Source organism: Pantoea coffeiphila, assembly GCF_016909495.1.
GTDB classification, from domain to species: domain Bacteria; phylum Pseudomonadota; class Gammaproteobacteria; order Enterobacterales; family Enterobacteriaceae; genus Erwinia; species Erwinia coffeiphila.
Window position 1 is genome coordinate 22997 of sequence record NZ_JAFBFW010000009.1, and the last position, 12969, is coordinate 35965.

Consider the following 12969-nt stretch of genomic DNA (forward strand, 5'->3'; position numbering starts at 1 on the left):
ATACGACAAAAAACGGACTGCCGGGAAGCGACAGTCCGATAACACTCAGCCAATCCCAAGATGCCCGGCCAGCGTTGTGGATGAATACTCGCGGCGCAGCAGGCCCTCTTCACTCAGGCGTGGCATCAGCTGGCTAAGGGTGAGATCCATGCAGCCCGGCGAACCGCCCGGAATGGCGATAATCCCGTCCAGCGCACCGGCCTCGAAGCGTTCACGAATTTCGCGTACCGCATCTTCCACCGTGCCGATAACCTGCCAGTAGGCGGAACCAACCACCTCCGGTCGCGTCATCAGATCGCGCAACAGCGGCTGCTCGCGCTCGATCAGCCGCCGCAGCAGATTGGCGTGTGTCTGGCTGAATACTTTCCCCGGCGGTGGCAGCATGTCCGGCGTAATGCGGGTATCCGGCGACAGCTCGCGCAGGTTAATGCCGAGCAGCTCGCTGGCGCGGGCGAATTTGCGCTCCGGGTCCAGCCCTTCCTGCGTGGCGCGGTACAGTTCCTGCGCCTCCTCCCGGGTATTGCCCAGATACAGACTGACGCCCGGCATCAGGCGGATATCATCAGCGCTGCGCCCGTGCGCCACCGCCCTGCGCCGCAGATCGTTGCGCAGCTCTACGCCCGCAGCGATATCAGGCGTGGCGGCAAAAATGGCATCGGCGGTGCGGGCTGCAAAGTCGCGGCCGGAATCGGAAGCCCCCGCCTGGAACAGCGGAATGCGCGGGCCGTCCCATTCGGGCACGTTAAGCGGGCCCTGAACGCTGAAGTGCTCGCCCTGATGATCGATCGGCACCACTTTATCAAAATCGGCATACACACCCGCTTCACGATCGATGCGCAGCGCCTCTGCCGGATAGCTGCGCCAAAGTTTGCGCACCACCTCGGTGAATTCCAGCGCCTGAGCATAGCGCTGCGCCGACGGAGGCATTTCGCTGAGGCCAAAATTCAGATTCCCGGCCAGTGAGGTCACCACGTTCCAACCTGCGCGGCCCCGGCTGAGCTGGTTCAGCGACTGGAACTGGCGCGCCACCACGTAGGGCGGCATAAACGTCGTTGAGGCGGTGGAAACCAGCCCGATACGGCTGGTATGCGCGGCAATGGATGCCATCAGCAGAGTGGGATCAACGCTGCTGAAGGCTGGAGATTCAACCACCGCCTGGCGTGATAGCCACATCGCATCGGGGCGGAACAGGAAATCGAGCTTTGCTGCTTCGGCGCGCCGGGCGATATCAACATAAAATTCGCTTGAGTAAATTGACTCTACGTCACTGTCATTTCGGCGCCATCCATTGCCGGTTAGCCAGGTTACAGCAAGCGATAACCCGACGCAGAGCTGCCTGTTATTATTCACTCCATTCTCCTTATATCCTTGCATTTGCTGATGTTGTTGTAGATGTGCGTGCGGAATATACTGCCCGTCGTTTTATGAATACGCAATGGCGCAGGGCAGCGTGTGCTGTGCAAAATAGTCCTTACAAATGAATGGATATATGAAAAAAATTAAACTAAATTTGCGATACTTATTATCTCTGGTGCTGTTGATAACGGCTTTTTCCAGCCAGGCTGAAGGTGAAAAAGGCTGGCCGCGCCAGTTCCACAATGCGGATGGCACGACCACGACCATCCCGGCGAAACCAAAGCGTATTCTTTCCACATCGGTCACCGTGACCGGCACGCTGCTGGCCATTGATGCGCCGCTGGCGGGCAGCGCCACCGGCGTGAACGGCGACTGGTACGCGCAGTGGCAAGCGGTAGCGGCAGAGCGCAAGCTGGAAAAATTGTGGACGGCGGGTACCGTCGATCTGGAACAGGCGTACGCAGTCACCCCGGATCTGATTGTGGTTTCCACCGGCGGAGCGGATTCCGCCAAGGCGCAGCTGGCAGACTTCCGCCAGATTGCACCAACGATCGTCGTTGACTACGGTGGACAAACCTGGCAGGAACTGGCGACGCTGCTCGGTGAAGCCAGCGGACTGGAAAAAGAAGCCAGTGCGCGCATTACCGAATTTGACGGCCTCGTAAAGCAGGCGCGGGAAAAAATTACCGTACCGCCGGGGCAGGCCAATATCATCAGCTATAACGGCCCAGGTATCCCTAACCCGATCGCTACGGCAAGAGGCGTGCACAGCAGCCTGCTGGCATCACTCGGCTTTAAAATGGAAGATCCGAACCCGGCCTGGCAAACCACGGTCAAAGCACAGAATGATTTTGTCTGGGCAACCTACGAGAATCTGACCCAGCTGACTGCGGCCACCACCTTCCTGCTGCGCGCGCCGCAGGAGCGGGTCGATGCCTTTCTTCGCGATCCGATGCTGGCGAATCTGCCTTCGGTGCAAACGAAGCGGGTTTACAGTCTGGGGATCAACTCCTTCCGTATTGACTACTACAGTGCCAGTGAGATCGTGCGTGACGTGGTGAAAAACTTCGCTAAAACCCCGGCAGCCAGCGGGCAATGAATCAACTTTTCAGTCCTGCATTTCGACGCAGCGGTTTGCTCTGGGGCATGCTGCTACTGGTTTTGCTGACCATCTGCAGCATGTTTATCGGCACCCGGGCGATTTCGCCTGCGACTACCTGGCAGGCGCTGGTACATTTTGATCCACGTAATAGTGAACATCTGCTGGTGCACTATTTGCGGGTACCGCGCACGCTGCTCGGGCTGGTTGTTGGTGTGGCGCTGGGCGCAGCCGGTGCGGTAATGCAGGCGCTAACCCGCAATCCGCTGGCCGACCCTGGCCTCCTCGGCGTGAATGCCGGCGCCACGCTCGCCAGCGTTATGGCGATCGCCTTTCTCGGGCTGTCCGATATCAATCAGTACATCTGGTTCGCCCTGGGAGGCGCTGCACTGACCGGCGGTGCGGTATGTGCACTGGGTGGCCTGCGCGGCAACAACCCGGTGCGGATGGTGCTGGCCGGGGCTGCGCTGTCGATTATGATGCTGGCACTGACTCAGCTGATTACCGTTAACAGCGATGAGGCCGTATTTGACCAGTTTCGCCACTGGGTTGTCGGCTCACTACAAGGGCGAGGCTATGCGGTGCTGCTGCCAGTGTCGCTGCTGGTTTTAACCGGCGTGGTGCTGGCGCTTATCCTTGCGACGGCGCTGGATACGCTGGCTCTCGGCCTCGACCTGGGTAAATCCCTCGGAGTGAATCCGCTGCGCATCTGGCTGCTGGCGGCGCTGTCGATTGTGCTGCTGGCAGGATCGGCAACCGCCGCCGCCGGACCGATCGGGTTTATCGGACTGACCGCGCCGCACTTCGCCAGAGCATTTTCCGGCGCGGATCACCGCTGGCTGCTGCCCTGGGCGATGCTGATTTCGGCCATTCTGGTGATGGCGGCAGATACGCTTGGGCGTCTGGTGGGATATCCCGGAGAAGTCAGCGTAGGCATTATGGTCGCGCTGCTTGGCGGACCGGTATTTATCTGGCTGGTAAGACGCTGGAAGAGGGTACAGGCATGAAGAATCAGGATCTGCCGATCACAGGTCGCGTCTGGCAGTGGCGGCAATTTTCACTTCGCCTGTCACTGCGCAATCTGCTGGTGTGCTGTTGCCTGCTGGTGCTGGCGCTCATACTGGGCTGTTATGCCATGACCGTCGGCCGCCTGCCGATTGGTATTCCGCAGGTGCTTGCTGCACTGTCCGGCAGCGGTGATGAGGGGATTTTCGGCCACGTTATCCGCAATATTCGCCTGCCGAGAGTGCTGGTGGCGCTATTTGTCGGGGCGGCACTCGGTGTTTCCGGGGCAATTTTCCAGTCGATTTCGCGCAATGTGCTGGGTTCGCCTGACATTATCGGCTTTACCACGGGGGCAGCCAGCGGGGCCATCATGCAGATTGTACTGTTTGATGGCGGAACGCTACAGGTCGTGATCTGGTCGCTGGCGGGCGGCATGCTGACGGCACTGCTGGTCTACCTGCTGGCACGCCAGGGAGGCGCGGTACGGGGCTACCGGCTGATTCTTACCGGCATCGGCGTAGGCGCGATCCTCAGTGCATTCAATGGATTACTGCTGGTTAAAGGCGATCTCGATAATTCCATCATGGCAAATCTGTGGCTTTCCGGCACTACCGCCGCGCGCAGCTGGGATCATGCTATTCCGGTGATTGTTGGTGTCGTCGTGCTACTGCCGCTGGTCCTGCTTGGGGCACATCGTCTGAATTTAATGGAGATGGGCGATGACCTGGCCCGTCAGTTAGGCGTTCCGGTTGAACGTATGCGCTTACTGATGCTGTTTGCCGGCGTAATGCTGGCGGCAGTGGCGACCAGCGCTACCGGACCAATAGCCTTTGTGGCGCTGGCCGCTCCACAACTGGTGGTTCGCCTGACTGCCGGGCGGGGAGTGCCGGTGCTGGGGGCGGCATTAATGGGTGCCTGCCTGCTGATTCTGGCCGATCTATTCACCCAGCTAATGCCTGTAGGGATCACCGTTCCCGTTGGACGCATGACCGGAATTATTGGCGGGCTCTATTTGCTTTGGCTGCTGACCCGCACCCGACAAATTTAAAACATCTTCAGTACAAATAACTGCAACAGAATCATTTCCCGGCATATAAACCCAAAATTTACTTTTGTTACATTTGATAATGATTTGCATTAACATGCGCAAATCATTATTATTTTTGACGATTTTTTAGCGCGGTATTACTTACCTCATAGGGGCCACTTCTCAGCTGCATCGCTTGATGTCGCGTTAACATCATGGTTAAAAAGCATAATTTACCAGCGTGACTATTATTTTCGCAGAAAGTCAGCGTAGGTATTACATAACCAAAAGCCAGGATGGCCGATAAAGTCATTAGCAATGTGAATGTTATTGTCGTTTCACCCTCGTAAAAACAATAAAAGCAGTGCGCATCTGGGAAAGGAGAAAGACACATGGCCGAGCAGACTCAGGCTCAACGTCAGCCCGAAGCAGGACGGGTTTTCAAACGGACATTTTCATCGCTGTTAATTGGCTTATGCGTGTTAGGCGCAGGTAATGCCACGGCAGCTGAAGAGAAAGTGGCTGATGACAAAGTGGCAGAAGGTAATCAAAAAGAAACCGAAACTGCCGTTGATAACACGATGATCGTCACCGGTGAGAAGACTAACCGCTCCATCTATGACACCGGCTCTAGCGTCAAAGTTTACGACAAAGACGCAATCGATTCCCTGCCGCACGCAGTGGAAATTCGCGACATCATGCAGATGATCCCGAACATTACCGATGTGGGCCCGGGTAACGATCTGCCCACCATTCGTGGCCTGGACGGTTCCGGTCCGGCAACCGGCGCGACCGCTTTCTTCACCGGTTCACGCCCGCGTATCAACATGTCCGTCGATGGCCGTTCGCTGAGCTATAACGAAATGGCATTCGGCAGCCAGTCGCTGTGGGATGTGGACCGTACCGAAGTTTTCCTCGGCCCACAGAGCTATGTGCAGGGACGTAACGCCATTGCCGGTGCGGTGGTAATGACCACGCGCGATCCGTCATTTGAATGGGAAAGTGCGGTAAAAGGCGGTATCGGTAATCAACACGCCTCGCAAACAGCCGCCATGGTTTCCGGTCCATTGATCGAAGATGAACTGGCCTTCCGCGTCAGCCTCGATCGCCAGCGCCGCCAGAGCACCGTCGACCTGATTGATTACGATCCCTATCCGGGGAAAGTGAAGCAGGTTGAGACCAATACCGCGCGTATGAAACTGTTGTATAACCCGTCATCGCTGCGCGAACTGAGCACCAAGCTGACGGTCAACCACTTTGACAGCATCGCACCACAGAACGAAGCGCTCAGCCCGGAAACCAACACCGTTGCCCGCTACGATCGCCGCCGTCCGGTCTTCCAGAACCAGTACAACAGCACGATCTGGGATATCTCCTGGGATCAGTCGGAACAGCTGCGCCTGTCGAACAAAGCGCTGTATACCGCGTTCAATCAGCATCGTCATACCTACGCCAGCAACGTCAGTGCTAACGTCGATGGCCATGAATTCCAGATGTCGCCACTGGTGAACTTTGCCACCGAAGATAACGTCTGGCGCGGTCTGGCCGGACTGAACTACTTCACCGCCAGCCAGGATGAGGATGTGTACCTTTACGGCGGCAGCTTCTTCAAGGATGAAACCAAAACCTCATCGGCCTTCGCTGAACTGACCTATGCGCTGACCGAACAGGTTGATGTCACCGCATCCAGCCGCCTGGAACGCGAACATCGCCGCCGCGTTGGTAGCGGTGGTGCATCCGCAGTGAATTTCGATGAAACCTACAACGTTTTCCTGCCGAAACTGGACGTGGCATGGAAGCCGATTGAAGGCCAGACCTTCGGTGCCAAAATCGCTCGCGGTTATAACGCCGGTGGTGCGGGCATCACCTTCGCCACGCCGGTGGTCACCTACACCTACGATCCGGAATACGTCTGGAACTATGAACTGTATACCCGTCACCATATTGATGCGGCCGACCTCGACCTGACCAGTAACGTGTTCTATAACGATTACAAAAACATGCAGCTGCCGTATACGCTGTCATCAGGTTCATCGATTATCGACAATGCGGACAAAGTGGTGACTTACGGTGCAGAGTTTGGCGCTATCTGGAAGCCGAGCATTGATTTTGAAATGAATACCTCCGTTGGCCTGCTGAAAACCAAGATCAAGGAGTTTAACGGCAGCACCAACGAAGGCAATGTTCTGCCACGAGCACCGGGCTATACGGCTAACGTGGGCGCGAAATATATGCTGCTGCCGGGCGTTGAGCTGAGCGGTAATGTGAAGTTCAGCGGATCTTATTATTCAGCCTATGATAATGATAATCGTGGCCGCATTTCTCCATACTGGGTTTCTAATGCGCAGCTGGCTTATACCTTCAAATATGGTCGTGCAACGCTGTATGCGCAGAACTTATTTGATAACGATCACAGTTTGAGTATTAGTTCGAATGACAGAAATACGCCAATTACGCTTCGTGAACGCGCAATTGGAACCACGCTGGAACTGAACTTCTAATAATTTCAGATAAAATCCTGCCGTCGGAGAGTTAATAACTCTCCGACATTTTCACCGTTTCAAACTCATAAAAACCCTTTTCCATTTATAATTCTTTTAATACATACCCTTATCTATACGTGAATTTTACGATCAATCAATTAATACCCACTCAAATTCCAAGCTTGAAAGTAACAAATAAAACCTATTTCGGGTTTAAAAACGATATTTAACTCTACCTGTCGATTAGCAATGAGACTTAAGTGTTATTTTCACCCCTATCCTGTAATTAAGGTTTTTTAGGTTGATTTTTTCAATATCATTTTCATTGCGCTGTCGATAAGAGATATTTATCAACATGATTACTATTTTTTTCTTTACAGTTGTTAGCTGCAATCAACACGATTCTTAATATTCAGTTAATTTTCATGGAGGATAATTTGAAGGGATATATTTTCTTCTGAGTTAAATCTGTAATTAGTTTCCGCTGAGATAATTTTTTATTTCTGGCGTGAGGTTTTATGCTTAAAAATTAATGAAATAAAACAGGAGCCAGTGAGGCGAACTGTTCAATTGTTTATTATAAAAGGAATTGCAGTGATGAGAAAAAACAGTTTCAAGCTGAGTGTTCTGGCGGCTTCAGTTATCGTCAGCCTTAGTACCCCAGCGTTTTCCGCCACCACGTCATCTTCCGTCGCAGTAAAAGACAAGGCTGTGTTAAGCCATGATGCCCAGGGTCAATATACTGGCGGCGGTGCCGTATTTATTGGCGGAAGCGACCTTCCGATTGTCAATAACACCCTTACCGGTAGTGAATGGGTTGCCATTAATACGAATACTCAGGGCTTTCACGCTCTGGTAAACAGCAGCGGTTACAAAGACTACTTGAACTCGACCGTTCCAAGCCTGCCAGGCGATGCCAACTACATTATTTTCGAAGATTACCAACGTGCCGTACATGGTGAGCGTCTGGCAAAAGCCACAGCAGCGAACGGTTATTCTGTTCCGGTTGGTGTCGTTGATGGCCTGAAAATGGGTACCGCGAATAATCGCTATCAAAAAACACAGAGCGTAACGCTTTATCAACGTGATGCCAGCGGCGCTATTCAGTATCAGAAAAAAGCCGACGGTACATTTGTACTTGATACGGCCGGAAATAAAATTCCTTTAACCGTCAGCAAAGTTATCGCGCTCGATCGTAACTCTGACGTTTATATCAGCCCGGTCGATCGCACCGGCGGTGTTTTTGGCCTGCAAAACGCAGCTGTATATTCTCAGGTGAAAAGCCTGAATCAAAGCGTAGCAGCCGTTGCCGTTGATGGTAATCTGCAGGAAACCGCTACGCACGATCGCGCTCGCGATGTGCTGGTGATTAAAAATACCACTATCGATAACACGCTTAATACGGATTCCGTGCCGGTTGATCCTTCAGGAAATGTTCAAGGTGAAGAGCATGTCTATACCATGCGTCCTTCAGCGACCGGCCTGAGCATTAACAGTAGCAGCATGAATTACGCGGTTGACAGCAACGGTAACCATATTGCTGCGAATCAGACGCTGACCCATCAGGTTGCTAAAACGCCAAACGTTGTTTTAGATAACGCTCAGATCACGGCAAAAAATATCGCTGCGGTTCGTGAAGATGATAACTACGACGGTAGCCATAAAAATAACGGCAACTACAGCCGCGATGCCGACAGCAAATCCACTGCGGTAGCCATCTCCGGTTCTGGTTTATTTGTCTCCGTGACCAACAATTCAACGCTGTCCGCTGGGGTAAACAACGCAGGTTCTGCACTGGACATGTCCGGTCATGCTAACCGCGTGGATGTGAATGGCTCAACGCTGAATGGCAACGTGAATCTGACCCACGACGGCTATACGCCAACGATCAACGTAACCGTAGTGCGTGATGCGAAGACCGGCGACTATGTTGCAAGCGGTGCCAGCATTACTAATACGCAGGCTATGGATCGTGAACACAACGGCACCACGCTGAATCTGACCAACAATACCGTGGTAAACGGTGACATCACCGCTCGCGGTGCCACTGGCTACGTTGTTCAACTGACCGACGTGACCGATGCGAAAGCGCCGGTGGTTCTGGCACAGGGGGCAATTGATGCTTCACTGTCTGCGTCTTCCATCTATAAAAATGCCGTCAGCAGCGTCAGCAATACCATTCTGGTGAATGCCAGCAATGCGTGGACGCCGGTTACCGTTAACCTGAACCACAGTACGCTGAATGGTAAAGTCGGCGGTATTACTAACATTTCTCGTCCTGACGATACCCTGGTATCTTCATGGAACCCGGACATGAACGTTAAAAACGGCGCGGTGTGGAATGCCGCTGCAACGGCTGATGGCGGTCTGGCAATCAGCGACGTTCATGACATGAACCTTTCTGCCTCCTCATTGAATTTGATCAACCTGGCAGACGACACCGCAACTCTGGGCGATCGCGGCCGCTATGAAGACCTGGGCGCTGCACGCGTTGTCGTTCATGGTAATCTGAACCAGGACAAAGACAGCGCTGGCCATTATCAGACTTCGGTTATCACCGTGGGTAAAGCCGTAGCCGAGCCGCTGCTCAACATCGGTGGTGATTACACCTATGGTTCAGTTCAGGTTAAAGGCACAGCAAAGGGTGAGTACCGTCTGGAAATCGCTAACTCTGGCGTAGAACCTTATGTCAAAGACGGCTACATTGCCGATCGCGACCGCGTTAATGGCGTGAATCCTCACAGCTTCGTTAACTATCTGGATAAAGGCAGCGATGCGCACTTCATTGGCCGCACCGAGCTGGGTGTTTACCAATATGACGTTCAGGACATTCTGAATGACAAAGTGCACGACGAACGTAACGTTTATTTTAAAAATAATGGCCACCTGTCAAACAGCGCGGTAACGGCATTAAGCATGGCGGCCGCGCAGGTGAATGTTGCCAGCATGGAGTCGGATGCACTTAACCAGCATATGAATGCTTCACGCCACGCCAGGGATGACGGTGGTGTATGGATCTCTTACTTTGGTGGAGAAAACCACAATACAACGTCAGCCGGTGCTGGGTATAAGTTAAATACCAACGGCGTTATGCTGGGCGTTGATAACCTGTTTGATGCGAAGAATGGCGGCAGCTGGTTAGCCGGTGTGGCGTTCTCGTCAGCGCGTTCCGATCTTGACGTGATGAACAGCAGCGGCGATCTCGATAGCTACGGCGCACAGTTCTATCTGTCTCGTCGCTTCGAAAATGGCATCTTTGTTGATACGTCCGCGCAGTACAATCATTTCAGTAACAGCGGCGATGCCCGTACTCTGGATGGTCAACGTTCACGTTCTGACTTCTCTACCAACGGCTATGGCCTGGGTATGAAACTGGGTTACACCTGGGAAGACAGCGGTTACTTTGCTGAACCGTATGTGAAAGCGACCGGTCGTGCCATTGATGGTGCACACTACACCATGAATAACGGCATGGTTGTCAATGGCGACGATTTCAAATCAATGGTAGGCGAAATCGGTACGGATGTGGGTTATACATTCGAACTGAATCAAGGCTATATCAAACCTTACCTGCACATGGCAGCGCTCAACGAATTTGCTGATAGCAATGAAGTGAGACTGAACAACGTTAATATGAATAACAGCATCGATGGTGCTGCATTCCAGATTGGCGGCGGTGCAGAAGTTCAACTGATGAAAAATGTCGGCGGTTATGCCAGCTTCAACTATACCACTGGCGACAACCTTGAGCGTCCATGGCAGGCAAACGTGGGCGTGAATTACTCCTGGTAAACCCTATCCCCATTGCTAACTTTAGCAATGGGGAACTATTTTTTTAGCTGCGTATAGTTATTTTTTCTGTGTCACTGCGGGTTGGGCAAATACTCTTTGCCCATTTTTCCCATTTTCACGTGAAAAAAAGAGCCTTGAATCTCATCGGTAGTGTACATTTCTTATCAAACAGGGACGACATGATTATGAGTAAAGACGAAAACGTTATTTCTCCCGATAAGGGAACAACCAAGGTGGTAAAACAGAGCAATCATGACGGTGGCCGCGTGCCTGCGGAATTAAGTCAGTATGCCGACCAGCCTTTATATGTTCTTATCGCATTATGGGGTCTGATGCAGAAAACGTGGATTGGACATAAACAAGTTTCTGAGGTCTTTGCTATTACCGAGCGCAGGGCATCCTTCCAGCTGTCTTATATTTTACGTAAGACAGACGTCATAATCTGCCAGACAAGAAAGGTAAAAGCTCAGGGTACGCGCCGCTTATGCCATCAGATCAAGGTTGAGGAGGTCAGAATTGCAGGTACAGCTGAAAAAACATCAAAAGTAAAGACTCAATCAGGTATCTATCACCAGACTAAAGGTGAATGCGTTGCGAATATCCCGCAGCTTGCAACATAAAAATCAACCTGCCTTATTATTTGTTGAAACCCATGGATATTTTATAGTTAAATGTTATTAAAAAAAATAACCAATATGATTTTTTGATAATTACAGGCCAAAACAATACAGTTTACTCTGATACAGTACAGTCGATATAATTGATCGCACATTTAACAAGCAACATGTTTAAAAAATCATCTTAATTGCGCGATCAATCTTTCTTTTACTTTTTCTTTTCGGTGAATAAATACCCGAGCGTGGCAAAAAGACACAGGGTATATCCCAGCAGTTCACTCCCTTCTTCTGCCATGTTTTTCACCGTGCGGTTATAACCGTCTGGCATCAGATGCCGCCATAACTCATTCATACCAAACAGGCGTGAAAACACCAGGATAGTGAGCATACCGGCTACCATCATTCCCCACGCGGGATGTCGCATAAAATCAGCCAGCCCCGAAATCAGATAACGAGGATGCCTGATCGCGGCGATAAGTGAAGCAAACGTTACTGCCAGCGCGAACCAAAACCAACTTCCATGGCTGATTTTATCAAACAAAAAATCCAGCTCACGAATCAACATGCAGGCAAAAAAGCCAGCGACCAGAATTCGTATCGGCTGCTGATCTACAGAATCTCTGGCATGACGAATAAACAAAAATACGATCACACCCAGTATTAATTCCTGAGTGATTTCCGTAAATGAAGCTTCATGCACCTCATCACTCATCCAGACCACATCAATAAATACTAATCCCATCATCGCACTAAGAAATGCTGCAAAGATAAAAAAAACACCAATTTTATTTCTAATTGTAAGCAGATCTTCAGACATTATTGCCCCCGGTAAACTAATCTCCGGGCAATTATAGGGATGTGAAATCTTGATTCCTGGCATTCTATGCCGTGGACCATACAATGGCACAGAATGCCAGGGTAGCCGCCTGCTTAGAAACAGAACCTGTGTCCGCTGGTTATCAATACTTATCGATATTTCGCTTCCTGAAGAGCAAACCAGTCGTCGGGAACATTGTAAGGCGGCTGGCCGAGCTGATGGATACCCTGTTCAATAATTCGATTGGCGGACTGCCATAGCGTTTGATCTCCAGCGGTCAGTAAGGCTATCTGCACGCGCTTTTCAACCAGATAGATACGGGCGAAATGCGGATCGAAATGAATAATAGAACGGGTATTGTCGATAATGTCGGCCAGCTTAATCGTCTGGGCATCAGGTGACGCCTCAGCCGTATGACGAAAGTGAGCGACTTTTCGCGCGGCACGGTTCTGGCCGGGAAGATTTCCGCTGTTGGTGAGCATAGAAACCAGAGAAGCGACCCGTTCACCAAAACGCGCTTTAATATCACCGAGTGTGCCGGGAGTATCTTCAACGGTATCATGCAGCCAGGCGGCAGCCAGCATTTCTTCATCATCACTGACGCTGCGAACCAGTTCCACTACCGCTTCGGGGTGGACGATATAGGGTTCATCGGTATACTTGCGTCTCTGTCCAGCCGCCGCATGCGCTTTAGTGGCATAGCGCCGGGCACGTTCTTCGAGTGTATGCATGGTGATTTTCCCCGATTGACTTCGAAAAGAGGCGATTGTATC

General features: G+C 51.9%; 9 protein-coding genes. 6 read left to right on the top strand and 3 right to left on the bottom strand.

The window, feature by feature from the left end; all coding sequences use genetic code 11:
- Positions 1 to 45: 45 nt before the first annotated feature.
- Positions 46 to 1350, bottom strand: coding sequence for an NtaA/DmoA family FMN-dependent monooxygenase (locus JOE09_RS22935; RefSeq protein WP_105593675.1), 1305 nt, complete (start codon positions 1348 to 1350; stop codon positions 46 to 48).
- A gap of 139 nt (positions 1351 to 1489) precedes the next feature.
- Here JOE09_RS22935 and fepB point away from each other — a divergent pair, with 139 nt between their 5' ends.
- The 6 genes from fepB (at position 1490) to JOE09_RS22965 (ending at position 11382) form a co-directional block, all read left to right on the top strand.
- The gene (fepB, locus tag JOE09_RS22940; RefSeq protein WP_239553271.1) at positions 1490 to 2455 is read left to right on the top strand and encodes a Fe2+-enterobactin ABC transporter substrate-binding protein; all 966 of its coding nucleotides are present in this window, start codon (positions 1490 to 1492) and stop codon (positions 2453 to 2455) included.
- Positions 2452 to 3462 carry a FecCD family ABC transporter permease gene (locus tag JOE09_RS22945; protein ID WP_205067475.1) on the top strand — a complete coding sequence of 337 codons (1011 nt, stop codon included), beginning with the start codon at positions 2452 to 2454 and terminating at the stop codon, positions 3460 to 3462. Before fepB ends, JOE09_RS22945 begins: the two co-directional genes overlap by 4 nt.
- Positions 3459 to 4508, top strand: a complete 1050-nt coding sequence (locus tag JOE09_RS22950) for a FecCD family ABC transporter permease (protein WP_205067476.1) — start codon at positions 3459 to 3461, stop codon at positions 4506 to 4508. The genes JOE09_RS22945 and JOE09_RS22950 overlap by 4 nt, the downstream gene beginning before the upstream one ends.
- 371 nt (positions 4509 to 4879) lie before the next feature.
- Entirely contained in the window at positions 4880 to 6988 is a 2109-nt protein-coding gene (locus JOE09_RS22955; RefSeq protein ID WP_205067477.1) for a TonB-dependent receptor, read from the top strand.
- 579 nt (positions 6989 to 7567) lie between these two features.
- Entirely contained in the window at positions 7568 to 10762 is a 3195-nt protein-coding gene (locus JOE09_RS22960; RefSeq protein WP_205067478.1) for an autotransporter outer membrane beta-barrel domain-containing protein, read from the top strand.
- A 185-nt stretch (positions 10763 to 10947) separates the two neighbouring features.
- Positions 10948 to 11382: a CaiF/GrlA family transcriptional regulator gene (locus JOE09_RS22965; RefSeq protein ID WP_205067479.1), complete on the top strand. Its 435-nt coding sequence runs from the start codon at positions 10948 to 10950 to the stop codon at positions 11380 to 11382.
- Positions 11383 to 11587: 205 nt separating this feature from the next.
- Here the strand turns inward: JOE09_RS22965 and JOE09_RS22970 are convergent, their stop codons facing one another.
- Positions 11588 to 12196, bottom strand: coding sequence for a hypothetical protein (locus JOE09_RS22970; protein WP_205067480.1), 609 nt, complete (start codon positions 12194 to 12196; stop codon positions 11588 to 11590).
- 149 nt (positions 12197 to 12345) lie between these two features.
- Positions 12346 to 12927, bottom strand: coding sequence for an HD domain-containing protein (locus tag JOE09_RS22975; protein WP_205067481.1), 582 nt, complete (start codon positions 12925 to 12927; stop codon positions 12346 to 12348).
- Positions 12928 to 12969 lie beyond the last annotated feature (42 nt).